Here is a 25,025-nt window from a genome sequence, read left to right on the forward strand (position 1 = left end):
TGTCGAAAATCCCGAAAAAGGAAACGCCATGCCACCCCCCGATCAGCAAGGTTTCACCGGCTGCCGCGTGTTCGTCACTGGGGCCGGCCAGGGCATCGGCGCCGCGACGGCAATGAAATTCGCTACCCAGGGCGCCCGGGTGGCCCTGAACGACCTGCATGCCGAGCCGTTGGGACGAACCCTGGCCGGCCTGCCCACCGTGGCGGCGGGTCCGCATCTGGAACGGCCGGGGGACGTCTCGCACGAGGACACGGCGACGCGGATGATCGAGACCGCGATTGCGGAGATGGGCGGCCTGGACGTCATGGTCTGCAATGCCGGCATCCAGATCCCGAGCCCGTCGGAGTCCGTCACCCTGGACGATTTCGCGACCGTCATGGCGGTCAACGTCACCGGCGTCATGCTGTGTGCCCGGGCGGCCCTGGGGCATTGGGTGCGCAGCGGCACACGCGGGACCATCGTGGTGACCAGTTCGGTCCACGAGATCATTCCCAAGCCCGGCTACCTTGGCTATTCCGCCAGCAAGGGCGCCATCGGCAACATGGTGCGGACCTGGGCCCTGGAATATGCCAGCCGGGGCATTCGCGTGAACGCGGTGGCCCCCGGCGCGATCGAGACACCGATGAACCGAAGCTGGATCAACGATCCGGGCAAATATGATGCGGTATCACGCCATATCCCGATGCGCCGGCCAGGCCAGGCCGGCGAGATCGCGGATGCGATCCTGTTCCTGGCGTCCGGCCAGGCGTCCTACATCACCGGGCAGACCCTCTTCGTCGATGGCGGCCTGACGCTGTATGGCGATTTTCAGGAAAACTGGGCGACCTGACGTCAATTTCCGGGGGAACGCATCCCCCGGAAATCCAGCAATCGGATCAGTGGTTGGTCCAGCCCTGATAGCTGTCCACGTTATCGCGGGTGATCAGCTTGGGCATGATCAACTGGACCGTGCCGCGTTTCAGCTTGTCGTCCAGCAGGTCCTGCCCGGCAATGACGGCATCGATGCCCATCTGGTACGGGTCCTGGCTGGACGATGCAAGGACCGACGACGTCTTGTCCTTCAGCGCCGTCACGATATCCGGCGCGCCGTCCACCGAGGTGATGACGATGCCCGACCGATGCGCCTGCCGGGCCGCGAGGTCGCTGCCGATGGCCTGCGGGTCGTTGATGGTGAACACGCCGGCCAGGTCGGGAAAGCGCACGACATAGCCCTGCATGACGGCGAATCCGGCATCGCGCGAGCCCTGGCCGTTCTGGTCGTCGGTCACGATCGTAATGCCGGGGCTCTTGGCCAGTGCTTCCTTGCAGCCTTTGACGCGGTCGAGGACCGAGGACACCTGCGGGCCGTTCTGGATCGCGACGTTGCCCTTGCCGCCGATCTTCTGCGCCAGGTATTCGCAGGACAGGCGCCCCGCCGCCACGTTGTCGGTCTGGACGACCGCGTCGGCGCCGGCCGCGCCCACGTCCACCACCACCACCACGGCGCCCGCTTTCTGCGCGCGCTTGATGGCCGGCAGGATGGCCTGCGGATCGACCGCGTTGATCAGCAGGAGATTGTCCCCCGATGCGATGAAATTATCGATCTGCGAGAACTGCTTGTTCAAATCGTAGTCGGCCGAAACCGATGTGATGCGCGCGTTCGGCGCGACCTTCGCCGCCTCGGCGGTGACGCCCTTGACCAGCGCCACGAAATAGGGGTTGCCCAATGTGCCCAGCGAAACGCCGATGCCGGTGATCGGCTTGGCCTGGGCCGCAGTCACAGCCAGAGAGGGCGCGGCCAGCGAGAGTACAGCCAGGCCGGCGAGAAGGACGGATTTGAACGTCATGTTGACAGGTCCGATGAGGGGGGGAAGGAAAAGTGGGAGGACGCCGCGATCAGGTGCGCGCGGCGGGCTGGCGGAAGCGGTCGAGCGCCACGGCGACGATGATGACCAGGCCCTTGATGATGAACTGCCAGATGTCGGACACCCCGATCAGGATCAGTCCGTTGGACAGCACCGCGATCATCAGGCCGCCGACCAGCGTGCCCCAGACCGAGCCGATGCCGCCGACGAAGGACGTCCCGCCCAGGATTACCGCCGCGATGGCGTCCAGTTCGTAGGACTGGCCCAGTTGCAGCCCGTTGGCGGCATAGAGGCGGGCCGAGGACATGACGCCGCCCAGCCCCGCCAGCAGGCCGGACAGCGCATAGACGAACATCAGCACGGCCGGCACGTTGATACCCGCCAGGCGCGCGGCGGCGGGGTTGCCGCCCACCGCATAGATATGCACGCCCAGCACGGTGCGCCGCAGCACGAACCAGCAGGTGACGACGACGACCAGTGCGATGACGGCAAGCCAGGGAATGACCAGCGTGGAGGTGACGGGAATGCCGTCATTGCCGATCCAGGCATAGGACAGAGACGGGTTGAAGATGGTGCGGTCCGCCCCCATCAGCCGCGCCAGCCCGCGCACGGCGGTCAGGGTGCCGAGGGTGACGATGAAGGGCGGAATCTTCAGCCCCGCGATCAGCGACCCGTTGAACAGGCCGACCAGCAACCCGGCGGCAAGGCAGGTCGGGATCGCCAGCCAGCCCAGGCCCGGCACCAGCGAGACCATCAGCCCGCCCATGGCCGAGAATGCCAGGGTCGAGCCCACGGACAGGTCGATGCCGCCCGTCAGGATGACGAAGGTCATCCCGGCCGACAGCACGATATTGATCGCGGCCTGCTGGGCGACGATCGACAGGTTCTGGCCGCTGAGGAAGCGGTGGCCGCCAAAGACGTGGAAACAGATGGCCAGCAGGACCAGGACCGGCAGCATGCCGGCCGCCTGCATGGCGCTGCGAAGCCGTTCGGACGCGCGGACGGCCGAGATGTCGGCGGGGCCGACAGGGGGGACGAGTGTGTTGGGCATGTCTGGGGTTCCTCAGGCCGCTATGCCGGCGGCATAGGCCATGATGGCTTCCTGGCTGATGTCGGGGCTTTCGGGGCCGCCGACCTCGCCCGTGATGACGCCTTCGCGCATCACCAGCACGCGGTCGCAGATGCCCACGATTTCGGGCATCTCGCTGGAAATCACGATGATGCCCAGCCCCTTGGCCGCGAGTTCGCCGATGATGCGGTAGATTTCCGATTTCGCGCCGATATCGACGCCGCGCGTCGGCTCGTCCAGGATCAGCACCTTGGGGCCCGTTTCCAGCAGCCGGCCCAGCAGGACCTTCTGCTGGTTGCCCCCCGACAGGCCGCCGACCGACACCAGCGTGCTGGCGGCGCGAACCTTGAGCATCGAAAACGCGTTCGCCGCCCGCGACCGCCCGCGTTTTCCATCCAGCACGCCGCCATGGGCGTCGCGCCCGATGACGCCGATATTGAGGTTGCCGCCGCAGGACATGTCCAGGAACAGGCCCAGCGCCTTGCGGTCCTCGGTCAGGTAGGCGATGCCCGCATCCAGCGCCTCGCGCGGCGAGCGGATTTCGATCGTCCGCCCATCCAGCCTGATCCGCCCGCTGAGATGCGGGTCGGCACCGAAGATCAGCCGCGCGAGTTCGGTGCGCCCGGCCCCCACCAGCCCCGCGATGCCCAGCACCTCGCCGTGATGGAGGGTGAAGCTGCTGGGGTGCACGCGGCTGCCGTCCGTCAGGCCGTCGACTTCCAGCACCGGCGCACCCGGTTCATGCCGGACCCCACGCTGCTTGACGTAGAAGCCGGACAGGTCGCGGCCGACCATCATCCGCACGATGGACGCCGAGCTGATCTCCTGCCGCTCCAGCGTACCGACATAGGTACCGTCCCGCAGCACCGCCACGCGATCGGCCAGTTCGTCGATTTCCGCCATGCGGTGGCTGATATAGATCAGCGCGATGCCCTCGGCGCGCAACTGGCGGATCAGCGCGAACAGCCGGTCGGTCTCGCGGGCCGACAGCGCGGTCGTGGGTTCGTCCAGCACCAGGATGCGGGCGTGGCGATGCAGCGCACGCGCGATCTCGACAAGCTGCTGTTCGGCGACCGACAGGGTGGCGACCAGGGTTTCGGGCCGGAAGGGGGTGCCCAGCCGTTCCAGCAGCGGCCGGCAGGCCTCGTTCATCGCGGCGCGGTCGATCAGGCCCGCCCGGCCGAGTTCCGAACCCAGATGGATGTTTTCCGCCACCGTCAGGTTCGGCGCCAGCGCCAGTTCCTGGTAGATGATGGCGATGCCGGCCGCGCGCGCCGCCGCCGGCGTGCCGATCCTGACCGGCTGCCCGTCGATCCGGATCTCGCCCCCCGCATCGGCGACATAGGCGCCGGACAGGATCTTCATCAGCGTGGACTTCCCCGCGCCGTTTTCGCCCATCAGGGCCAGGACCTCACCGGCATAGGCCGAGAGCTGCACGCCCTGCAGCGCCTTGACGCCTGGAAAACTTTTGGAAATTCCGAACATTTCCAGGACAGGCCTGGCAGAATGATGACCTTCCGCGGGCGCGGCGCGGTCAGCCGCGTTGGGCTGAGACGTTTCTGGGTTCATTATCACACCATTTTTTTGAGCCGGGGGGCGGCTCTTCTTTTTTGAGGTATTCGCCATACCTGAACGCTATTAGAACATGACCGGTCATCGGCCGCGTTTCATTTTCGCGTGTATGCCCGACGGCCGCGACCGAGGTGATTTCGACGGATGAGGAAGCGGCGCAAAGAGCAGGCCCGAGATTCGGGAGTCCGGGACCGGAAACTGTTCGTCGGATGGCAAGTTGCGGTCCCCGGCGCCTCTCGCATTTTATTGATTGGCCGGCACCATCGAAACGTCTGGTTTCTTCGCCCCGGCCAGCGTTAGCGGAGGGCGATCGTCCGGCATCAGGCGGGAAGCCGGCCGGGCATCCTTTCCGGACGATTCGTCGACCCCGGATACCGAAAAGCAAGATCGCCGGCAAAAGGCGACCCTGGAGGACACGATGTGGAACAGGCCTTTCACGGCGGCGCAATCCGGCGTCGGCCGGCGCGGAATCATGCAGACCGCCGCCCTTGGCGCCTCGATGGCGGCGCTGGGCGGCATCCGGCGCGCCGCCGCTGAAACCGTCAGCCATCCCCGATTCCGTCTGGTTTTCGTCAACCATGTCACGACCAATCCGTTTTTCACGGCGACACAGTATGGACTGCGCGACGCGGCGGCCCTGGTCGGGGCGGATACCCAGTGGACGGGGTCGGAAAACAGCATCGCGGCCGAGATGATCACCGCGATCAATGCCGCCATCGCCGCCAAGGCCAGCGCGATCGCCGTCTGCCTGGTCGATCCGCATGCCTTCAACGATCCGGTCGAACGCGCGCTGGCCGCCGGAATCCCGGTCTTCGCCTATAACGCGGACGCGCCGGCGGGGTCGGGCAACAAGCGCCTGGCCTATATCGGGCAGGATCTGTTCAAGGCCGGGCAAATGATGGGCCAGCGGATTCTCGACCTGGTGCCCGGCGGGCGCGTGGCGCTGATGATCGCGACACCCGGGCAGTTGAACATCCAGCCGCGTATCGACGGCGCGCAGGACATGCTGCGCAAGAGCGGCCGGTCGTACCAGATCGACATCGTCGCGACGGGCGCCACGGTGAACGAGGAACTGTCCAAGGTGAAGGCCTATTACCTGGGCCATTCGGACGTGAAGGGAATGTTCGCCGTCGATGGCGGCACCACGCAGTCCGTCGCCGACACGATGGCGCAGTACGGCCTGGCCGCCAAGGGCGTGCGGGGCGGCGGCTTCGACCTGCTGCCGCGCACGCTGCGCCTGATCAATGACGGGCACCTGGATTTCACCATCGACCAGCAACCCTATCTGCAGGGCTACTACACGGTCATGGAAATGTACACCTACCTGATGTCCGGGGGCCTGGTGGGACCGGCGGAAATCAATACCGGCCTGAAATTCGTGACCAAAGGGGATGTGGCGCCATACCTGGCGACCAAGAGCCGCTACGAGGGCAGTTCGAGCGAGGCGCAGTTCATCCCGCGCTCCGGCCCGATCCAGTCCTAGCACTACAGTTGCGTTTTTCTGAGAGTTCTGAATCTATGGGTAACCATGATTCTGAACGAGATGAATAGCGCAGCTTCGGTCGAGGATGTTCTGGCTCTGACGCTGGAGGCGCTGCGGGACGCCAAGGAGCGAATGCGCCCGGTATTCGGCCAGGAGCGGGTGGCGGCATCGGCAGGCCGGTTTCTGGAAACACTACTGGGCAACGAGCCGCGCAAGACCGGCTGGATGCGGGCTGAAGCTGCGGGCGATCCGGGGCCATGGCGACAGCAGGCCCTGCTTGGACGCGGGCATTGGGACGCCGATGCATTGCGGGACGTCGTGCGCGATCATGTTGTCGAGCATCTGGGGGATGCCGACGCGGTACTGGTGGTCGACGAGACTGGTTTCCTCAAGAAGGGCTCTGCATCATGCGGAGTGGGACGGCAATATACCGGGTCTGCCGGCAAGATCACGAATTGCCAGATTGGCGTGTTCGCAGCCTATGTCTCTGACAAGGGGCATGCTTTTCTCGACCGGGCTTTGTATCTGCCGAAAGCCTGGACTGAAAAGCCTGAGCGGTTGGCGGCGGCCCATGTGCCGGGCGATGTCACGTTTGCCAGCAAACCGTCCCTGGCCACCGCGATGATCGGCCGGGCGCTTGCGGCCGATGTGCCGTTCCGGTGGGTGGCTGGCGACAGCGTCTATGGCGTCAGTGAACTGGAAATGGCTTTGCGCCGCGCAGGCAAAGGCTTCGTCCTTGGCGTCAACGCCAATCACTGGTTCCATTCCTGGCGTCCGGACATCCACTGGTCCGGCGAGGCGCGCGAAATCATCAAGACCCTGCCGGACGAGACCTGGGTCCGCTGTTCCGCCGGACGCGGCACCAAGGGCGAACGACTGTATGACTGGCTGTATTGCCCGATGGCCGATCTCGAGGCCTCCGAATATTCAGGTATCTCAACCGGGATATGGACCCGTGGGCTGCTGGTCCGGCGTAATCCCTCCGATGGCGATCTGGCATATTTCACGACCTGGTGCCCTCAGGGAACACCGCTTGAGATCTTGGTGCGTGTCGAGGGCACGCGCTGGCGAATCGAGGAAGGGTTCGAGACCGCCAAGAACGAATTCGGACTCGACCATAATGAAACCCGTTCCTGGCATGGCTGGCACCGTCACGTCTCGTTGGTCATGCTGGCTTACGCCATGATGGCCGCTGTGCGGTCCCAGGCCAACGCCATGGCGCTCAAAAAAAGCCAGTTGCACAAACGCGGCCGCTCATCCGCTGGTCAATCCAGGAAATCCGCCGCCTCGCCGTGAAAATTACCCGAAGCCGCGCCTCCATCGAGCATATCCTCCGATGGTCGTTCTTTCGACGTGCTCATCAGGCCGCAGCATACCTCTCGCGCCTCAGGGCAAAAACGCAACTGTAGTGCTAGGATAGAATACAGCAAGGATGCGGTCTCATGACGAGAACCATCACCGGCATGCTGAGATGGCGTGAACTGAGCGTCATTGTCGTGGCTGTCGTCCTGGCGGTCTATTTCCAGATCGCCAACGCCAACTTCCTGTTTTCCAACGCCAGCCTGCAGAACCTGTCGCAGTTCATCGCCCCGGTCGCCATCATTGCCTGCGGCGAGGTGATGCTGATGATCGGGGGCGAGATCGATCTTTCGGCCGGCATGGTCTACGCCCTGGCCCCCTTCGTGATGTATTTCCTGGCCCGGGCCGGCCTGCCCTATCCGCTGGCCATCGGGGGCGCGCTGCTGGGCGCGGCCACGATCGGCGCGGTCAACGGCTTCGTGACCGTGATGCTGGGCGTGCCCTCCTTCGTCACCACGCTGGGCACGCTGTTCCTGCTGAACGGGCTGACGCTGACGATTTCCAACGGCACGCCGGTCGATATCGAGGCCAGCCGCACGCTCTCCTTCCTGATGGGACGGGGTGGCTATGCGGAATTCCTCTGGGCGGTGCTGGTCGTGCTGGTCATGCATTTCATGCTGCGCAACACGCGCTGGGGGCTGCATACGGTGGCGGCCGGGGCGAACCCCATCGGGGCCAGCGAGGCCGGCATTCGCATCCGGTCGCTGAAGATCGTCAACTTCGTCCTGTGCGGCGCGCTGGCCGGCCTGACCGGGATTCTGGAAGCCTTCCGGATTTCGTCGATCGATCCCACGGCCGGGGGCACGCATATCATGTTCCTGGCCGTGGCGGCGGCGGTCATCGGGGGCACGCCGCTGGCCGGCGGGTCGGGCACCATCGCGGGGGCGATGATCGGGGCCATGGTGCTGGGCATCCTCAATGACGGGTTCACCCTGATCGGGATCAACGCCTTTACCTTCGACCTGATCCTGGGCGGGGCCATCCTGGTGGCCATGCTCTGCAATATCCTCATAGGCCGGTATCGGCGCGGGATCGCGGTATCATGACCGACACACCGACCGCCGGCGCCGAGATGCTGCGCGCCGAAAACATCGTCAAGAGGTTCGGCCCCGTCACGGCGCTGAACGGGGTGTCGCTGCGCCTGCGATGCGGCGAGATCCTGGGCATCCTGGGCGACAACGGCGCCGGCAAATCGACGCTGATGAAGATCCTGACCGGCTACCAGCCCCAGACATCGGGCAAACTGTTCGTCGACGGGGTCGAGACCACGCTGCGTTCGGTCGATCATGCGCGCGCGCTGGGTATCGAATGCGTCTATCAGGACCTGGCGCTGGCGAATTCGCTGTCGATCTACCACAACATCTTCCTGAATCGCGAAATACTCTATCCCGGACTGCATATTCTCAATAATCGCGCCATGCGGCGCGAGGCCGTCCGGTGCCTGGAGGAAATCGGCGTCTCCGTTCCCTCGGTCGAGGCCGAGGTCGGCTCGCTGTCCGGCGGGCAGCGCCAGGCGATCGCGATCGCCCGCGCGGTGCAGGGCAAGGCGCGCATCCTGCTGCTGGACGAACCCCTGGCGGCGATGGGCGCGCGCGAGGCGGCCCTGATCATCGACCTGATCCTGCGGCTGAAGGCGGAAGGCGACATGTCGATCATCATGATCATGCATAATTACGCCCAGACGCTGGATATCGCGGACCGCATCATGCTGATGCAGCACGGCCAGGTGACGTATGAAAACGACGCACGCGCGACCTCGGTGCCGGAACTGATGACGATCGTGCGGCGGGAATACCAGAATTTCCAGGTCCATAGGCAAAGCGCATGATCCGAAGCGACGCCCCCGAAAATCACTCTACCGTGACGGCCGGCCCCGTTGCGAGCGGCCCTGACTACGGATAGGCTTGGCCGAAATAACAAGAAGCGCTCCGACAATGGACGTCGTTTTAGGAATTGATGTGGGAACGGGCAGCGCCCGGGCGGGGGTGTTCACCACCGACGGCCGCAAGCTTGGCGCGGCCAGCCGGGCGACCCGCACGTGGCACCCGCGCCCGCATGTCGCCCAGCAATCCTCCACCGATATCTGGCATGCCGTCTGCGCCAGCGTGTCCGATGCGATGGCGCTCGCGACGGAGCGGGCCGGCGGCCTGCTGGATGTTCGCGGGGTGGGGTTCGATGCCACCTGTTCGCTGGTGGTGCTGGACAGGAACGGCGCGCCGCTTTCGGTCGATCGCGACGGCGCGCCCGGGCAGGACGTGATCCTGTGGATGGATCATCGTGCCGTGGATCAGGCCGCCCGGATCAATGACGGGGCCTATGACGTCCTGCGCTATGTCGGCGGGACGATCTCGCCCGAAATGGAAACGCCGAAGCTGCTGTGGCTGAAGGAACGGCTGCCGGACGTCTTCGACCAGGCCGGCCTTTTCTTCGACCTGCCGGATTTCCTGACCTGGCGGGCCACGGGCGCAGAATCCCGGTCGCGCTGTTCGACGGTGTGCAAATGGACCTACCTGGCGCATGAGGACCGGTGGGACGACAGTTACTTCCGCGCCGTCGGCCTGGGCCGGCTGGTCGATGAGGGCTATCGCCGGATCGGCACCGATATCCGCCCGCTGGGCGGCCGCGTCGGCGCGGGACTGGACGCGCGGGCGGCGGAGGAGCTGGGCCTGCCCGTCGGCACACCCGTCGCGGTGTCGGCCATCGATGCCCATGCCGGCGGCATCGGGGTGATCGGCGCGGCCGGGGGCGGCGATCCGTCGTTCGACCGGCGCGTGGCGCTGATCGGCGGCACGTCGAGCTGCCACATGGTCGTCTCGCCCACGCCGCGCTTCGTGCCGGGCATCTGGGGACCGTATTTCGACGCGATGCTGCCGGGCATGTGGCTGAACGAGGCCGGGCAATCCGCCACCGGCAGCCTGATCGACTTCATCATCGCCAGTCATCCGGCCACCCCCGCGCTGCGCCGGCAGGCGCAGCAGGAGGAGCGGACGATCTACCAGGTGCTGAACGACATCCTGGCCGGGCTGGAATCCGGGATGCCCGCCGGCAGCATCACGCGCGACCTGCATGTCATGCCCGACTTCAACGGCAACCGCTCGCCGCACGCGGACCCGGCATCGCACGGCATGATCGGCGGGCTGGGCCTGTCGGCAACCGACGACGACCTGGCGTGTTTGTATCTGGCGACGATCCAGGGCCTGGCCTATGGGACCCGCGACATCATAGACACGTTGAACCGGCAGGGCTATGCCATCGACACGATCCTGGCGACCGGCGGCGGGACGAAGAACCCGGTTTTCGTCCGCGAACATGCCAATGCGACCGGCTGCCGCATCCTGCTGCCGGAGGAACCGGACGCCGTCCTGCTGGGCAGCGCCATCCTGGGCGCCGTGGCGGGCGGCGTGCATGCGTCGATCCATGACGGAATGGCGGCCATGAGCCGCACCGGCGCCGAAATCCGGCCCGATCCGGAAACGCGCGGGTTCCATGACGCCAAGCTGCAGGTCTGCCGTGCGATGTATGACGACCAGAAGCGGTACCGGGGGATCATGACACGCGGGGCCTGATCGACCCCTTCCCTGTCCGAAAGTCACTTGAATTCAAACCGCCTGCCTGAACGCCGCGACATAAGCGGCATCCCGAAACAAGGGCGGAATAAGAACAAAGGGTTGCAATATGGCGCATTCCACGACTTCGCGGCGCTGGTCCGGTGCCTCGATGCAGATTCTCGGCATGCTGGTCCTGGGCACCGCATCCTGCCTCGGCATGGGCGCGGCGTCGCCGGCCCATGCGGCCGGCACGCTGACGATCGCCACGGTCAACAATGCCGACATGGTCGTCATGAAACAGTTATCGGGCGAATTCGAGACGGCGCATCCCGACATCCACCTGAACTGGGTGACGCTGGAGGAAAACGTCCTGCGCCAGCGGGCGACGACCGACATCGCGACCCATTCCGGCCAGTTCGACATCCTGACGATCGGCAATTACGAGGTGCCGATCTGGGCCAAGCAGGGATGGCTGGCAGAACTGCACCCCGATGCCGCCTATGATGCGGACGACATCCTGCCGGCGGTACGTGCCGGCCTGACGGTGAACGACAAGCTGTATGCCCTGCCGTTCTATGCCGAAAGCGTCATGACCTATTACCGCAAGGACCTGTTCGCCAAGGCCGGGCTGACGATGCCCGACGCCCCGACCTATGACCAGATCCGCACCTTCGCCGACAAGATCACGGACAAGGACAGCCAGACCTATGGCCTGTGCCTGCGCGGCAAGCCGGGCTGGGGCGAGAACATGGCCTATGTCACGTCGCTGGTGAACACGTTCGGCGGCCAGTGGTTCGACATGACCTGGCACCCCATGCTGAACAGTCCGGAATGGAAGGCGGCGCTGACCTGGTACGTGTCGGCCCTGAAGGCCGATGGCCCGCCCGGGGCGACATCGAACGGATTCAATGAAAACCTGGCGCTGTTCGCCAGCGGCCATTGCGGCATCTGGATCGATTCCACGGTGGCCGGCGGCCTGCTGTTCGATCCGGCGCAATCACACGTGGCCAATACGGTAGGCTTCGCTTCCGTGCCGCTGGGGCCATACGGCAAGGGACCGACCTGGCTGTGGAGCTGGAACCTGGCCATTCCCGCATCGTCCACCCATGTGGCCGACGCCCAGACCTTCATCACCTGGGCGACGTCGAAGGCCTATGTGCAACTGGTGGCGAAGAACCGCGGTTGGGTCGCAGTGCCCGCCGGCACGCGCCTGTCGACCTACAACACCCCGGAATACCAGAAGGCAGCGCCGTTCGCGGCGTTCGTCCATAACGCCATCGACCATGCCGATCCGAACGGGCCGACGAAGCAGCCGCGCCCCTATGGCGGCGCGCAGTTCGTCGCCATCCCGCAGTTCCAGGCCATCGGCACCCAGGTCGGCCAGAGCGTCGCCGCCGCCCTGTCGGGCCAGACGACGGTCGAGCAAACCCAGGCCTCGGCCCAGGCGTTGGTGACACGCACCATGCGGCAGGCAGGCCTGCTGCATTAGATCCCGACGCGCAAGGAGCGGATCATGGGTGGCATGACCGGAACGATCGACCTGACTCCCCCCGTGGTCCCCCCTGGCGGCGTGGTCCCGCCCGGGGGCGCGGCCCGCGCCCGGCGGCATGAAGGAATGCTGCTGCAATCCCCGGCGGTGATCCTGCTGCTGGTGTGGTCGCTGGTCCCGCTGGCGATGACGCTGTGGTACTCGCTGCGCAACTACAACCTGGTCGATCCGACGTTGCAGGGATTCGCCGGCATCAGCAATTACCGCTACCTGCTGACCGACCCCGACTTCCTGACCGCGCTGCTCAATACCGGCCTGCTGGTCGGCGGCGTGCTGGTCATCACCGTCGGACTGGGCACGCTGCTGGCCGTCCTGTACGACCAGCCGTTCCTGGGACAGGGCGTTGCCCGCGTCCTGGTCATTTCGCCGTTCTTCATCATGCCCACCGTGTCCGCCCTGTTGTGGAAGAACCTGATGCTGCACCCGATCTATGGCGTGTATTCCGCCATGATGCGGGCGGTCGGGCTGACGCCGGTGGACTGGCTGTCGCGCTATCCGCTCGCGACGCTGATCATGATCGTGTCGTGGGAATGGCTGCCGTTCGCGATCCTGATCCTGCTGACGGCGATCCAGTCGCTGGATTCCGAGCAGAAGGAAGCCGCGCGCATGGACGGCGCCGGGCCCGTCGCCCAGTTCCGCTACATCATCCTGCCGCACCTGTCGCGCGCGATCACGGTCGTCATCATGATCGAGACGATCTTCCTGCTGGCGATCTTCGCCGAAATCTCGGTCACCACGGCGGGCGGTCCCGGGGTCGCGTCCACCAACCTGGCCTTCCTGATCTATGCCCGCGCGCTGCTGCAGTTCGATGTCGGCGGCGCGTCGGCGGGCGGCATGGTCGCCATCGTCATCGCCAACATCGTGGCGGCGTTCCTGCTGCGCGCCGTCGCCCGCAACCTGGAGGCCTGACATCATGACCAGGAACCGCGCGCGCCTGAACCGCATCGGCATCGGCGTCCTGGCCTGGGCCGTCGCGCTGTGGGTGTTCTTCCCCATCCTGTGGATGCTGCTGACCGGCTTCAAGACCGAACCCGACGCCATTTCCACGCCGCCGCACCTGTTCTTCCACCCGACGCTGTCCAGCTATCGCGAGGTCTTCGCGCGCGAGAATTACTGGCACTTCGCCCTGAACAGCGTCGCGATTTCGCTCTTTTCCAGCATTGTCGCGATCCTGCTGTCGATCCCGGCGGCCTACGCCATGGCCTTCCTGCCCGGCCGACGCACGCGCGGCACGCTGCTGTGGATGCTGTCCACCCGCATGCTGCCGCCCGTGGGCGTGCTGGTGCCGATCTACCTGCTGGCCCGCAGCAGCGGCCTGCTGGACACCCGCACCGGGCTGATCGTGATCTATACGCTGACGAACCTGCCGATCATGGTCTGGATGCTGTACACCTTCTTTCGCGAGGTACCGGTCCCGATCCTGGAGGCGGGGCGCATGGACGGCGCCACGCGCTGGCAGGAAATCACCCAGGTTTTGGCACCGCTGGCTCTGCCCGGCATCGCCTCGACCGGGCTGCTGTCGATGATCCTGTGCTGGAACGAGGCGTTCTGGTCCCTGAACCTGACATCGTCCAACGCCGCGCCGCTGCCGACCTTCATCGCTTCCTTCTCGTCGCCCGAGGGGCTGTTCTTCGCCAAGCTGTCCGCTGCCTCGACGCTGGCGGTCGCCCCCATCCTGGTCTTCGGATGGCTAAGCCAGAAACAGCTTGTCCGCGGACTGACCTTCGGCGCGGTCAAATAAGCGAATCATTCAGGGCCTGAAACGTATCTGGGGGGGGTGTCATGGCAACAGTGGAACTGCGGAACATCCGCAAGACCTATTCGGACGAGGAGATCATCAAGGGGGTCTCGCTCACCATTCACGACCGGGAATTCGTCGTCTTCGTCGGGCCGTCCGGCTGCGGCAAATCGACGCTGCTGCGCATGATCGCGGGGCTGGAGGATATCAGCGCCGGTGACCTGCTGATCGACGGCGTCCGGGTCAACGACATGGGCCCGGCGGAACGCGGGCTGGCGATGGTGTTCCAGTCCTACGCGCTGTACCCGCACATGAACGTCTACCGGAACATGGAATTCTCGCTGCGCCTGGCCGGCATGCCGGAGGCCGAGCGGCGGCACCGCATCGCCGATGTCGCGCGCATCCTGCAGCTTGAGCCCTACCTGGACCACAAGCCGGGGCAATTGTCCGGCGGGCAGCGGCAGCGCGTGGCCATCGGCCGCGCCATCGTGCGCAATCCCAAGGTCTTCCTGTTCGATGAACCGCTGTCGAACCTGGACGCCGCGCTGCGCGGGCAGATGCGCGTGGAACTGGCCACCCTGCACCGCCGGCTGGGTGCGACGACCATCTACGTGACCCATGACCAGGTCGAGGCGATGACCATGGCCGACCGGATCGTGGTGCTGCGCAAGGGCGTCGTGGAACAGATCGGATCGCCCCTGGAACTGTATCACCGCCCGCGCAACCTGTTCGTGGCGCAGTTCATCGGATCGCCGCCCATGAACATCCTGCCCGCGCACGTCGTATCGGCCACCGACCGGGAGACGACGGTAACCACCGGTCCCCTGACCGTCACCGTGCCGACGTCCGGCCGGATGCTGGAGGCCGGGTCGTCCGTCACGCTGGGAATCCGGCCCGAACATATCGGGCTGAATGCCGCCGGGGCATCCCACGGCCTGGTGGAAATCGCCGAGCGCCTGGGTGCGGCGACCCTGTTGCATGTCCGCCTGTCGGACGGAAAGCAACTGGTCGTGCAGACCAGCGGAAACAATACGGACATGCCGGACACCCCGGTCAGCATCGCCCCCGATCCGGCGCATTGCCATCTGTTCGACGCCGATGGACTGGCGCTGGACCAGGTGTCCGCGCACCCGCTTCCGGTCGGGCACTGACCGGCAGCGCGATCGTCAAATTGCCTTCATTTCCCCTGAGGAATCCGAACCCGATGTATACGGAAAAACTTCGCCTGGACGGCCGCACCGCCATCGTGACCGGCGGTGCCCAGAATATCGGCCTGGCGTGCGCCACGGCGCTGGCGGAATTCGGCGCCCGCGTCATCATCGCGGACCTGGACGGCCCGCTGGCGGAAAGCGCCGCCGCCGAACTGTCGGCCCTAGGGCTGGACGTGGCGGGCACGACGCTGGACGTCACCAACACCGCACAGGTCGATGACGTCGCCGCGCGCCTGAAGAAGGAAGAGGCGCATATCGACATCCTGGTCTGCAATGCGGGCATCTGCATCTCGGAAGTCAAGGCCGAGGAGATGACGGATGCGCAATGGCTGAAGCAGGTCGACATCAACCTGAACGGCGTCTTCCGCTGCTGCCGTGCATTCGGCCGTATCATGCTGGAACAGGGCGGGGGCGCGATCGTCAATATCGGGTCCATGTCCGGGCTGATCGTCAACAAGCCGCAGGAACAGGCCGCCTATAACGCCACGAAGGCCGGGGTGCATCAATATACGCGCTCGCTGGCGGCGGAATGGGCCACGCGCGGCATTCGCGTCAACGCGGTGGCGCCGACCTATATCGAAACGACGCTGACCCGCTTCGGCATGGAACAGCCCCGGCTGTACAATGCCTGGCTGGAAGGCACGCCGATGCATCGCGTCGGCCAGCCGGACGAAGTGGCGTCGGTCGTCCAGTTCCTGGCGTCCGACGCCGCCAGCCTGATGACCGGGGCGATCATCAATGTCGATGCCGGGTTCACGGTATGGTAATGCGGCCCCATGACCTATCTGGGACTGGATATCGGAACCACCGCGACCAAGGCGATCCTGGTCGATGACCGCCAATCGGTCCTGGCCGCCGCCACCGTCGCGTCGCGGATCGATCAGCCTGCCCCGGGCCTGAGCGAGCAGGACCCCGATACATGGATCGCCGGCGTGCGCCTGGCGCTGGCCCGGCTGCGCGACGAGGCGGGGCCGGCCTATGGCGCCGTCCGCGCGATCGGCCTGTCGGGTCACATGCATTCGGTCGCCCTGCTGGATGACGGGCTGCACCCCGTCCGCCCCGCCCTGCTGTGGAACGACACGCGGGGCCAGGCGCAGGCGCAACGCCTGCTTCAGGACGTGCCGGACATCAGCCGGGCCACGGGCGTGCGTCCTATGGCCAGCTTCAGCGCGGCGAAGCTGCTGTGGATCAGGGAGAACGATCCGGCGGCGTTCGCGGCGACGCGGCACGTGCTGTGGGCCAAGGATTATGTCCGCCTGTGGCTGACCGGCGCGCTGGCCACGGATATGTCGGACGCCGCCGGGTCGCAATTGTTCGACCAGCAAAACCGCACCTGGTTCGCCCCGGTCCGCGACTATCTGGGGCTCGGCCCCGCTATCCTGCCCGAACTGCGGGACGGCACCGACTGCGCCGGACGCCTGCGCACGGCGACGGCCCGGGATCTGGGCCTGCCCCCCGGCATAGCCGTCGCCACGGGCGGCGGCGACACGCCGGTCGGGGCGGTCGGGCTGGGCCGGGTCGATGCGGGGCAGTCCTATATCTCGCTGGGGACGGGCGCGGTCTACGTCACCGTTCAGGACACGTACGCCCCGGACGAGGCGGTGGGCCTGCACACGTTCGCCCATTGCGTTCCCCGCCGCTGGTACCAGATGGCCGCGATGTTGAACGGCGCGAGCTGCCTGGCCTGGGTGGCGGCCCTGTGCCGCGAGAGCGATCTCCCCGCCCTGCTTCGGCGGGTGGAGGCGCGTGGACCCGGCCCCAGCCGCATCCTGTTCCAGCCCTATCTTCGCGGGGAACGCACGCCCCACGACGATGCCCTGGCCCGGGGCGCCTTCATCGGCCTCGACGCATCGTGCGATGTGGTGGACCTGGCCCGGGCGGTGCTGGAAGGGGTGGCGTTCTCGCTGCGCCAGGGCCAGGACCTTCTGGCGTGCCAGCAGGCGATTTCCGGCCCTGTCCCACTGATCGGCGGCGGTGCCCGCAGTCCGGAATGGGCCCGCATCATGGCGACGGTCCTGGGCCGCGACCTGGTCATTCCGCGCAATGCCGAACATGCCTGCGCCCTGGGCGCGGCCCGGCTGGGCATGGTGGCGGATGGATGGACGATGGCGGACGCCATGCCGGCTTTCGAGATCGCGCAGGCGATTGCGCCCGACCACGAAGCGATCCCGCTCTATGACGCGCAATATGCGCAATTCGAACGGCTGTATCCGGCCATTCGATCCATCGGCCAGGGCACGGCCGCCGGCCTGTAACGCAGGGGCGGTCCGGCCCCGTCACGACGAAGGCCGGAGCCGTTCCCGTCCCGCATGCGGGAAGGACGGCTCCGGCCCCGGCCTGGTGTTCAGAACAGTTCGATATGGGTCTTGAACCCCAGCACGGCGGTGTCACGCAGCACGCGCTGGCCACCCGGATTGAAGTAATACTGGAAATCCGGGGCAATCGTCATGCCCCGATAGACGTGGATCTGATAGTCCACTTCCAGGTTCATGCCGTAGGATTGCGGGCCATAGGCCCCGTTCAGCAGGTTGCCGGGCAGAATTCCCTGCTGCAGTTGCAGTTCCTGGGTCTTGGCCGCCAGCGCCGACTCACGGATATAGGCAAAATTGATGCCGGCACCATCGAGCGGCCGCGCCTTCCAGAATCCCCGGGCGAGGAAACCGGCCTGGTACTGCTGCGAGCGCATCGAGATATCTTCGTCGTTGTAATAGAAGCCGCCCAGGAAGGTCACGCCCGCATCCTTGGCCCCGCCCTTGAAATGATACAGCATCTGGTCGGCCAGGAACCATGCGGCGTTCGCACCATGGTCCCGCCGACGCGGCAGGCCGGTCAACGCCCAGGCATCGCCATAGCCGTCATAATAGACGTCCTGATGGTCCACCGTATCGCGTGCGTAGCCGATCTTGTAATGGCCGGGCAGCGTCCCGTGACCGAAGACCGGTTCCCAGCCGAATTCGATGGGCATCGATTCGCCGTTGATATCGGCGCCGTTGAGCTTGAAGCCGGTGCGATACTGCGTATTGCCGTAGATACCGGCCTGGTCGAAATAGACGCCGGTCTGGAAATACGTATCGGTGGTCGGACGGACCCGGAACCGGACGGCCCAGTTCGAATCCGGATAGGACGAATGGGCGGTGTTGTCGGAAGACGCCTTGGGGTTACCGCAGAACGCATTGTTCATGAAATTGCAGTACAGCGGGTTGGACGAGAAATCGTTCAGGAACGGAATGCGCCCGGCCGCGACATCGAAGCGGCCCTGCCACAACGTCTCTTCCCCGTATCCATACACAAAGTGCACGACCACGTTGCCGCCGGCACCATAGATTTCCTGGCTGGGGGCCACGTTGTCACCGAACATGCGGCTGGCCGGAATACCGTAACGACCGACGACGATCGCGTGCGTGCTGAAGCCCGTCAGTCCCGCAAGGCGCTCCCAGTCCGTATCATTTTCGAATGCGTACTGGCCCGCGTTGGAACTGCCCTTGCGCAGGCCGTATCCGGGCGTCACGCTTCCGACATTTCCCGCGAATTCGTTGACGTTATCCAGAAGGAACGCAACGCCGCGATCGCGAAGCCACGTATTCCAGCCGAACGGGTCCGGCCACAGCGCCTCGGGCTGGGGCAGCGGGGGCACCGACGTCGCACCGAAATTGACCTGGTTCAGCGGGGTCGCGACCCGGACGCTGGGATTGAGAGAGGTCTGCGCCATGGCCCCGGTCGCGGCACACACGGCAAAACCCGTGCATACGGACAGCAGGGCGCCACACGCCACGGTACGGGAAAAAGAGATTGTCTTCTTCATTGTTCTTGGTTTTCTTGTTGGAGCCTGATTGCTCGGTTTCGGCCAACGCCTCACCCCCGCACCATGATCCACGGTCGATGGAGAAGCATTGTTTAGACGGATCTTATGATTTCTTTTTTATGTTCTACTTTCCGGGCCGGAGCGACATACCCCATTTATCTGCGTGGACTCGATTTCGGGCTGGCAACCAGATTTTATTCATTTTTATCATCCGATTACTCTAATGATTTTTGCAAGATTTTATAAACCTCGGTAATCTCCACGCCTACGGCCCTCAGAACGCCTCGTACAAAAGTTGGTTCGCCATCGTCATTACACGATTATGAGAGTTTGCTCATCTTCCACAGGGGTACCGATACGAACGGTCTGCCCGACAATTGTCTGGACTTGGTCAAGCGTTCGTGCATGGAGTAAAAGAGACGAAATCGGACGGTTTCGGGATGGTTCCTGCCGGCAGGGTCTGCTTCGAAAAACGTCCGCGTCAAGAAAAAGCAAGAAGACGTATCTGCGGAAACAAACAAGATGATTCCAGGTGTCGATCATCTGGAACGATAAAATTCCAGAAGGTGTCCCGTGAAAATCCCACGCTTTCTCTTGCCCTGGCTGTCCTGTGCCTGGGTGGTACCGCCCTGTCCCAGACCGCCTGCGCCGACCCGCTGAAGATCGGTGTTTCATCTACGCCATCGGGAGCAATGAGGAAGCCGTCCGCCTGTCCGGCATCGACGCCCGGCGCTGCAAGATCATCGTCTACCTGATCAGCGGCTTTACCGCCGCGCTGTCGGGCGTGGTCCCGCGTTCGCGGCTGATGAGCGGCCAGCCCAACGCGGATGCCATCACCCTGCTGACCATCTTCATCAGCCGCCGGCGTCGCGCCGGCAAGGCGCGCTGGACGGGTTTGCCGGCATGGCGCGCTGAATGGGGCTCTCTGTGACTTCTGACAAGGATAACCACCATGACGAACTCTCTTGAAGGCAAGATCGCGGCTGTGACCGGCGCGGCGTCGGGCATCGGCCTGGAATGCGTCCGTCACATGATCGATGCGGGCGCCGAGGTCTATCTGCTGGACCGTGACGCATCCGCGCTGGACAAGGCGGCGGCCGAACTGGGCGGAAAGGCCCATGCCTGCGTTGTCGACCTGTTTGACTACCCGACGGTAGATGCCGCCGTTTCCCGCATCGTCGGCGAGAAAGGGCAACTGGACATCTTCCATGCCAACGCGGGCGCCTATGTCGGCGGCAACGTCTGGGACGGAAACCCCGATAGCTGGGACCCGATGCTGCACCTGAACATCAATGCGGCATTCCGTTCGGTCCGCGCGGCCCTGCCGCAGATGATGAAGCAGGAATCCGGCGACATCATCGTGACCAGTTCCATCGCCGGCGTGGTCCCGATCATGGCGGAGCCGATCTACACCGCATCGAAGCACGCCGTACAGGCTTTCGTTCATACGGTGCGCCGCCAGGTGGCCCAGTTCGGCATCCGCGTCGGCGCGATCCAGCCCGGCCCCGTCGTGACCCCCCTGCTGAAGGACTGGGACCCGGCGCGGCTGAAGGCCAATATCGAGGCCGGTGCGATGATGGAAGCCAACGAGGTCGCCGAAGCCGTGATGTTCATGCTGACCCGCCGCAAGGGGGTCATCGTCCGCGACCTGGTGCTTCTGCCGCATCATTTCGACGTATGATCATCAGATGAACCGTACCGGCGGCCCGCGCGCCGGTTGCGCGCGACGCCCCGGGAAAGTCCCGGCCAGGGCACAGTCGCGCGCCCCTGGGCCGAAGCTTTACGACTTGTCGCTCCGGCCACGGGCGGCTCATCCCTGTAATCGGGCCGAACACGGCCATGCGTCCGCGCATCAGGTGGTTGAACGCACGTATTTAACGAATATTTATCGTTAATTGAGGAATTTGACACTTGTGCGTAAAGCAGGAACGGGACAAATATAACCATATGACGATTTGTATACGTTAATATGGATATGCTCCGGAGCCCTGCCGGCCGGTTCGGGGCGCCGCGATTTCACGTGAGGAGCATCCCGCTCCGGTCCGTCAGGGTAGCATCATGTCCGAACTTCCCCCTCTCTCCCGTCGTGCGGCGCTGGCCACAGCCGCTGGCCTGGCCCTTCCGTTCATCGGCGCCGGGCGCGCCGCCGCGTCCGACGGCATGACCGGCGACATGGCCTGCGCGGGTGCGGCGCCGGGCGCGATCATCCCGCTCGCCGGGCCGCCACGCAAGCTGACCATCGCGTGGAACCAGAATTCGATCTGCACCGCGGCGGTGCCGGTCGCGAAAGCCAAGGGATTCTTCGCGCGGCACAACCTGGACATCGACTACGTGAATTTCGCCGGCTCGACCGACCAGTTGCTTGAGGCACTTGCGACCGGCAAGGCCGACGGTGCCCCCGGCATGGCGCTGCGCTGGCTCAAGCCGCTGCAACAGGGGTTCGACGTGAAGCTGGTCGCGGGCCTCCATGCGGGGTGCCTGTACCTGCTCGCCCCGCCCAAGGGCGCCGTCACGCAGCTTGCGGACCTGCGCGGCAAGATCGTGGGTGTTACCGACATGGGCGGCCCCGACCGGAATTTCTTCGGTATCCGCCTGAAGAAGATCGGCATCGACCCGGAATCCGAAGTGCAGTGGCGCCAGTACCCCCCGGACCTGCTGCCCATCGCCCTGCAACGCGGCGAGGTCCAGGCAATCACGGGCAGCGATCCTTACAGCTACCTTCAGAAACGCCAGTTCGGGCTGGCCGAGATCGACAGCAGCATGCACGGCGACTGGGCGCATGTCGCATGCTGCGTGATCGGGCTGCGCGGCAGCCTGATCCGGGAGGAGCCACAGGTTGCCGTCGCGGTCACGCGCGCCATCCTCGATGCCGGCGCGTGGCTGTCCTGCAATCCGGACGAGGCGGGCCGCATCTTCCAGCCCTACGCGCCCAGGGCGACGGCGGAAGACATCGCCGCCATGATCCGCCTCCAGGGACACCATCACCAGGCACGGGGCGGCACGTTCCGCGACGAGATCGTGCTCTACGCCAACGCCCTGAAGGATATCGGCGTGTTCCGTCCCTCGTTCGACACCACCCGTTTCGCGGTGCGCGTCACGCAGGACCTGTTCAGCGCATGAACGGCGAGACGACCCAGGCCATCGGGTCCGTCGCGGAGGATCGGCCCCATGTCCGCGCGAATGCGCACATTTCGTCGCGCGCCCTTCTGCCCTGGGTAGCCGGCCCGGCGTGGTTCGTCGCGGCCCTGCTGACCTGGCGCTGGCCGGACGCCGACGATTTTCCGGATACCGACATCCTCGCCGGCGTGTTCGCCGGCATCGGCGTCGCGCTGCTGGCGGCGGCGGCAGTGCGGCGTCTTTCGGCGCGCGGCCCCTGGATGATCGCGCTCGGCCTCGGCCTCGCGGCGTGGGAGGTCGCGCAGGCCAAGCTGCTGCTGCTGCCACGGCCGTTCTTCGGAACGCCGCAGGACCTGCTGGATGTGTTCCTGACCGACTGGAAACGGCTGGGCGACAGCCTGCTGCACTCGCTCGGCCTGCTGGCGGTGGGCTACGCGACCGGGGCCACCCTGGGCATCGCGACGGGGGTGGGCCTGGGCCGGTCGCGGCGCTTCCGCTACTGGGCGCTGCCCTTCGTCCGCCTGATCGGTCCCCTGCCCCCGGTGGCCCTGTTGCCGCTTGCCATGGTGCTGTTTCCCTCGAACTGGCTGGCCAGCGAGGCGCTGATGACACTTGGCTCCGGTTTTCCGATCACCGTCCTGACCTGGTCCGGCGTGGCCGCGGTCGACCCGGCCTATTACGACGTGGCGCGCACCATGGGCGCACGGGACCGCTTCCTTGTCCTGCGGGTGGCGCTGCCCGCCGCCATGCCCCAGATCTTCGTCGGGCTGTTCATGGGCCTGGGCATGTCCTTCGTGGTGCTGGTGGTCGCCGAAATGCTTGGCGTGAAATCCGGGCTGGGCTTTTACATGCAGTGGGCCCAGGGATGGGCGGCCTATCCCAACATGTATGCCGCGCTCCTGGTCATGTCGCTGATGTGCACGGGGCTGGTCACGATCCTGTTCAAGGTACGGGACCGGATTCTCGGCTGGCAGAAGGACGGGCTGAAATGGTGACCTCTCCGGTCGGACAGACAGCACCGCTGGGCATCCGGCTTCGCGGCATTCACCACGGCTACCGGATCGGCGGCGCCTTCCAGCCGGTAATCCAGGGTGTCAGCCTTGATATCGCGCCGGGCGAGTTCGTGGCGCTGCTGGGTCCGTCCGGGTGCGGCAAATCGACCCTGCTGCGCCTGATCGCGGGGCTGGAACCGCCGCGTTCGGGGCAAATTCTGGCGGACGGCGTGCCGGTCACTGGCCCGGGGCCCGACCGTATCGTCATGTTCCAGGACCCGACGCTCTATCCCTGGCGCACCGTGCGCGCCAACGTGGCGCTCAGCCAGGACATCGCGGGCCGGCGCGACGACGCGGCCATCGATGCCGCGATCGACATGGTGGGGCTGAAGGGCTTCGAACGCGCCTGGCCGCACCAGCTTTCGGGCGGCATGGCGCAGCGCGCGGCCCTGGCCCGGGCACTGGTCAACGATCCGAGACTGCTGATCCTGGACGAACCGCTGGGCAAGCTGGACAGCCTGACGCGGCTGACGATGCAGACGGAATTGCTGCGCCTGTGGCAAAGGCGCGGCTTCACCGTCATCATGGTCACGCATGACGTGGAGGAAGCGCTGCTGCTGGCCACCCGCGTGGTAACGTTCAGCGCGCGGCCGGCGAGCGTGCTTTCGGACATCGCGATCGACCTGCCCTATCACCGCCATCGCGACGATCCGCGCCTCCTGACGCTGCGCCGCGAGATCCTGGTCCGGCTGGGCCACAGCGAGGACTGGTAGCCGCCAGCCAACCGTCAGATCACGTAATCCACCGGCGGCAGGCTCTGGTCCATGGTCAGCGACGGCAGGCCCTCATGCCTCTCGCCCACCGGACGCGCCGGATTGCCCACGACCGTGGTGAAGGGGGCGACAGGGCGCAGTACGATGGCACCCGCCCCGACCTTCGCCCCTTCGCCGATCTCGATATTGCCCAGGACCTTGGCGCCGGTACCGATCAGGGCCCCACGCCGGACTTTCGGATGCCGGTCGCCGGCTTCCTTGCCGGTGCCGCCCAGGGTCACGTTCTGCAGCAGGGCGACGTCATCCTCGATCACGGCGGTTTCCCCGACGACGATGCCCGTGCCGTGATCGAACAGAATCCGCTGCCCCAGGCGCGCCGCGGGATGAATGTCCACCGCGAACAGTTCGGAAGCCCGGCTCTGGATATAATGCGCGAGCGTCCGGCGGTTTTCCTGCCACAGCCAGTGCGCCACGCGGTGGCACTGGATGGCATGGAATCCCTTGAAGAACAGGAACGGCGTCACGGAATCCGTCGCGGCAGGGTCCCGGTCGCAGATGGCATGCAGGTCGGCCGCCGCCGCATCGACGGACTGGGGCCGCGCCCGCTGGAAATCGCGGACCAGCCCGAAAAGGGTGGCCTTGCGGAGCAGGTCGCTGTCGAGCTTCCGTGACAGCAGGAAAGCCAGTGCCGTCGCGAAATCCGGCTGGTCGAGAATGGACGGGCGCAGAAGATCCTTCAGGACCACGTCGCGACATCCACGCACCTCCGCCCGCATGGCCTGCCACAGCGCGGCCGTCGAGGACGGCGCGTGCTGCCTGACCCGCGCGGTCAGCGGCACCGCGCGGCCCTGGTCGAGATAGGCGCGTAAACTCGTGACGTGTCCTGGCATGTCTTTTCCGCTTCAGCCCCTGGCGATGCAGGCGGTTGCGCCGGACGACCGGTCCGGCGCAACCCCTGGGCATCCTTG

The 25,025-nt window shown here is 65.6% G+C and carries 22 protein-coding genes; 17 read left to right on the forward strand and 5 right to left on the reverse strand.

Annotated features, from left to right (window positions below; genetic code table 11):
- Positions 1-28: 28 nt before the first annotated feature.
- A complete protein-coding gene (locus GDI_RS12470; protein WP_012226663.1) occupies positions 29-829 on the forward strand; it encodes an SDR family NAD(P)-dependent oxidoreductase in 801 nt (266 codons plus the stop codon).
- 46 nt (positions 830-875) lie between these two features.
- Here GDI_RS12470 and GDI_RS12475 read toward each other — a convergent pair whose 3' ends face one another.
- From GDI_RS12475 to GDI_RS12485, 3 genes are read right to left on the reverse strand one after another with little or no spacing between them, the layout of a single operon-like run.
- Positions 876-1,826 carry an ABC transporter substrate-binding protein gene (locus tag GDI_RS12475; protein ID WP_012226665.1) on the reverse strand — a complete coding sequence of 317 codons (951 nt, stop codon included), beginning with the start codon at positions 1,824-1,826 and terminating at the stop codon, positions 876-878.
- Between the two features lie 49 nt (positions 1,827-1,875).
- Entirely contained in the window at positions 1,876-2,895 is a 1,020-nt protein-coding gene (locus GDI_RS12480; RefSeq protein ID WP_012226667.1) for an ABC transporter permease subunit, read from the reverse strand.
- A 12-nt stretch (positions 2,896-2,907) separates the two neighbouring features.
- The gene (locus GDI_RS12485; protein ID WP_012553383.1) at positions 2,908-4,398 is read right to left on the reverse strand and encodes a sugar ABC transporter ATP-binding protein; all 1,491 of its coding nucleotides are present in this window, start codon (positions 4,396-4,398) and stop codon (positions 2,908-2,910) included.
- Between the two features lie 505 nt (positions 4,399-4,903).
- Between GDI_RS12485 and GDI_RS12490 the strand changes: the two genes are divergently transcribed.
- From GDI_RS12490 to xylB, 11 genes are all read left to right on the forward strand, one after another.
- Entirely contained in the window at positions 4,904-5,968 is a 1,065-nt protein-coding gene (locus tag GDI_RS12490) for a sugar ABC transporter substrate-binding protein (RefSeq protein WP_012226671.1), read from the forward strand.
- Positions 5,969-6,013: 45 nt separating this feature from the next.
- Positions 6,014-7,264 (forward strand): IS701-like element ISGdi12 family transposase, encoded by a 1,251-nt coding sequence (locus GDI_RS12495; RefSeq protein WP_012226673.1) that lies wholly within the window; start codon positions 6,014-6,016, stop codon positions 7,262-7,264.
- 146 nt (positions 7,265-7,410) lie between these two features.
- On the forward strand, positions 7,411-8,373 hold the full coding sequence (locus GDI_RS12500; protein WP_012226675.1) for an ABC transporter permease: 963 nt from the start codon (positions 7,411-7,413) through the stop codon (positions 8,371-8,373).
- Positions 8,370-9,155 carry an ATP-binding cassette domain-containing protein gene (locus GDI_RS12505; protein WP_012226677.1) on the forward strand — a complete coding sequence of 262 codons (786 nt, stop codon included), beginning with the start codon at positions 8,370-8,372 and terminating at the stop codon, positions 9,153-9,155. Before GDI_RS12500 ends, GDI_RS12505 begins: the two co-directional genes overlap by 4 nt.
- Positions 9,156-9,261: 106 nt before the next feature.
- Positions 9,262-10,893: an FGGY-family carbohydrate kinase gene (locus GDI_RS12510; RefSeq protein ID WP_041249433.1), complete on the forward strand. Its 1,632-nt coding sequence runs from the start codon at positions 9,262-9,264 to the stop codon at positions 10,891-10,893.
- Positions 10,894-11,002: 109 nt separating this feature from the next.
- On the forward strand, positions 11,003-12,364 hold the full coding sequence (locus tag GDI_RS12515; protein WP_012226681.1) for an ABC transporter substrate-binding protein: 1,362 nt from the start codon (positions 11,003-11,005) through the stop codon (positions 12,362-12,364).
- 33 nt (positions 12,365-12,397) lie between these two features.
- The gene (locus GDI_RS12520; protein ID WP_173363379.1) at positions 12,398-13,333 is read left to right on the forward strand and encodes a carbohydrate ABC transporter permease; all 936 of its coding nucleotides are present in this window, start codon (positions 12,398-12,400) and stop codon (positions 13,331-13,333) included.
- A gap of 4 nt (positions 13,334-13,337) precedes the next feature.
- Positions 13,338-14,165 carry a carbohydrate ABC transporter permease gene (locus tag GDI_RS12525; RefSeq protein ID WP_012226685.1) on the forward strand — a complete coding sequence of 276 codons (828 nt, stop codon included), beginning with the start codon at positions 13,338-13,340 and terminating at the stop codon, positions 14,163-14,165.
- 41 nt (positions 14,166-14,206) lie between these two features.
- Positions 14,207-15,313, forward strand: coding sequence for an ABC transporter ATP-binding protein (locus GDI_RS12530; RefSeq protein ID WP_012226687.1), 1,107 nt, complete (start codon positions 14,207-14,209; stop codon positions 15,311-15,313).
- Between the two features lie 53 nt (positions 15,314-15,366).
- Positions 15,367-16,140, forward strand: coding sequence for an SDR family NAD(P)-dependent oxidoreductase (locus tag GDI_RS12535; RefSeq protein ID WP_041249434.1), 774 nt, complete (start codon positions 15,367-15,369; stop codon positions 16,138-16,140).
- A 9-nt stretch (positions 16,141-16,149) separates the two neighbouring features.
- Entirely contained in the window at positions 16,150-17,628 is a 1,479-nt protein-coding gene (xylB, locus tag GDI_RS12540; RefSeq protein ID WP_012226691.1) for a xylulokinase, read from the forward strand.
- An 89-nt stretch (positions 17,629-17,717) separates the two neighbouring features.
- Here the strand turns inward: xylB and GDI_RS12545 are convergent, their stop codons facing one another.
- Positions 17,718-19,175 carry a carbohydrate porin gene (locus GDI_RS12545; RefSeq protein ID WP_012553389.1) on the reverse strand — a complete coding sequence of 486 codons (1,458 nt, stop codon included), beginning with the start codon at positions 19,173-19,175 and terminating at the stop codon, positions 17,718-17,720.
- Between the two features lie 610 nt (positions 19,176-19,785).
- Between GDI_RS12545 and GDI_RS12550 the strand changes: the two genes are divergently transcribed.
- From GDI_RS12550 to GDI_RS12570, 5 genes are all read left to right on the forward strand, one after another.
- A complete protein-coding gene (locus GDI_RS12550) occupies positions 19,786-20,106 on the forward strand; it encodes an ABC transporter permease subunit (protein WP_012226697.1) in 321 nt (106 codons plus the stop codon).
- Positions 20,107-20,127: 21 nt separating this feature from the next.
- Positions 20,128-20,856 (forward strand): SDR family oxidoreductase, encoded by a 729-nt coding sequence (locus GDI_RS12555; RefSeq protein WP_012226698.1) that lies wholly within the window; start codon positions 20,128-20,130, stop codon positions 20,854-20,856.
- Positions 20,857-21,233: 377 nt separating this feature from the next.
- Positions 21,234-22,295, forward strand: a complete 1,062-nt coding sequence (locus GDI_RS12560) for an ABC transporter substrate-binding protein (protein WP_012226700.1) — start codon at positions 21,234-21,236, stop codon at positions 22,293-22,295.
- On the forward strand, positions 22,292-23,287 hold the full coding sequence (locus GDI_RS12565; RefSeq protein ID WP_012226702.1) for an ABC transporter permease: 996 nt from the start codon (positions 22,292-22,294) through the stop codon (positions 23,285-23,287). The genes GDI_RS12560 and GDI_RS12565 overlap by 4 nt, the downstream gene beginning before the upstream one ends.
- Entirely contained in the window at positions 23,281-24,057 is a 777-nt protein-coding gene (locus tag GDI_RS12570; RefSeq protein ID WP_012226704.1) for an ABC transporter ATP-binding protein, read from the forward strand. Before GDI_RS12565 ends, GDI_RS12570 begins: the two co-directional genes overlap by 7 nt.
- Positions 24,058-24,071: 14 nt before the next feature.
- Here GDI_RS12570 and cysE read toward each other — a convergent pair whose 3' ends face one another.
- Positions 24,072-24,833, reverse strand: coding sequence for a serine O-acetyltransferase (gene cysE, locus GDI_RS12575; protein ID WP_144880068.1), 762 nt, complete (start codon positions 24,831-24,833; stop codon positions 24,072-24,074).
- Between the last annotated feature and the right edge of the window lie 192 nt (positions 24,834-25,025).

The organism is Gluconacetobacter diazotrophicus PA1 5 (assembly GCF_000067045.1).
Taxonomy (GTDB): domain Bacteria; phylum Pseudomonadota; class Alphaproteobacteria; order Acetobacterales; family Acetobacteraceae; genus Gluconacetobacter; species Gluconacetobacter diazotrophicus.

Excerpts from the sequence above, each read along its gene's own strand:
- GDI_RS12470 (WP_012226663.1), top strand. The coding sequence starts at position 29 with ATGCCACCCCCCGATCAGCAAGGTTTCACCGGCTGCCGCGTGTTCGTC.
- GDI_RS12475 (WP_012226665.1), bottom strand. The coding sequence starts at position 1,826 with ATGACGTTCAAATCCGTCCTTCTCGCCGGCCTGGCTGTACTCTCGCTG.
- GDI_RS12480 (WP_012226667.1), bottom strand. The coding sequence starts at position 2,895 with ATGCCCAACACACTCGTCCCCCCTGTCGGCCCCGCCGACATCTCGGCC.
- GDI_RS12485 (WP_012553383.1), bottom strand. The coding sequence starts at position 4,398 with ATGTTCGGAATTTCCAAAAGTTTTCCAGGCGTCAAGGCGCTGCAGGGC.
- GDI_RS12490 (WP_012226671.1), top strand. The coding sequence starts at position 4,904 with ATGTGGAACAGGCCTTTCACGGCGGCGCAATCCGGCGTCGGCCGGCGC.
- GDI_RS12495 (WP_012226673.1), top strand. The coding sequence starts at position 6,014 with ATGATTCTGAACGAGATGAATAGCGCAGCTTCGGTCGAGGATGTTCTG.
- GDI_RS12500 (WP_012226675.1), top strand. The coding sequence starts at position 7,411 with ATGACGAGAACCATCACCGGCATGCTGAGATGGCGTGAACTGAGCGTC.
- GDI_RS12505 (WP_012226677.1), top strand. The coding sequence starts at position 8,370 with ATGACCGACACACCGACCGCCGGCGCCGAGATGCTGCGCGCCGAAAAC.
- GDI_RS12510 (WP_041249433.1), top strand. The coding sequence starts at position 9,262 with ATGGACGTCGTTTTAGGAATTGATGTGGGAACGGGCAGCGCCCGGGCG.
- GDI_RS12515 (WP_012226681.1), top strand. The coding sequence starts at position 11,003 with ATGGCGCATTCCACGACTTCGCGGCGCTGGTCCGGTGCCTCGATGCAG.
- GDI_RS12520 (WP_173363379.1), top strand. The coding sequence starts at position 12,398 with ATGACCGGAACGATCGACCTGACTCCCCCCGTGGTCCCCCCTGGCGGC.
- GDI_RS12525 (WP_012226685.1), top strand. The coding sequence starts at position 13,338 with ATGACCAGGAACCGCGCGCGCCTGAACCGCATCGGCATCGGCGTCCTG.
- GDI_RS12530 (WP_012226687.1), top strand. The coding sequence starts at position 14,207 with ATGGCAACAGTGGAACTGCGGAACATCCGCAAGACCTATTCGGACGAG.
- GDI_RS12535 (WP_041249434.1), top strand. The coding sequence starts at position 15,367 with ATGTATACGGAAAAACTTCGCCTGGACGGCCGCACCGCCATCGTGACC.
- xylB (WP_012226691.1), top strand. The coding sequence starts at position 16,150 with ATGACCTATCTGGGACTGGATATCGGAACCACCGCGACCAAGGCGATC.
- GDI_RS12545 (WP_012553389.1), bottom strand. The coding sequence starts at position 19,175 with ATGAAGAAGACAATCTCTTTTTCCCGTACCGTGGCGTGTGGCGCCCTG.
- GDI_RS12555 (WP_012226698.1), top strand. The coding sequence starts at position 20,128 with ATGACGAACTCTCTTGAAGGCAAGATCGCGGCTGTGACCGGCGCGGCG.
- GDI_RS12560 (WP_012226700.1), top strand. The coding sequence starts at position 21,234 with ATGTCCGAACTTCCCCCTCTCTCCCGTCGTGCGGCGCTGGCCACAGCC.
- GDI_RS12565 (WP_012226702.1), top strand. The coding sequence starts at position 22,292 with ATGAACGGCGAGACGACCCAGGCCATCGGGTCCGTCGCGGAGGATCGG.
- GDI_RS12570 (WP_012226704.1), top strand. The coding sequence starts at position 23,281 with ATGGTGACCTCTCCGGTCGGACAGACAGCACCGCTGGGCATCCGGCTT.
- cysE (WP_144880068.1), bottom strand. The coding sequence starts at position 24,833 with ATGCGGGCGGAGGTGCGTGGATGTCGCGACGTGGTCCTGAAGGATCTT.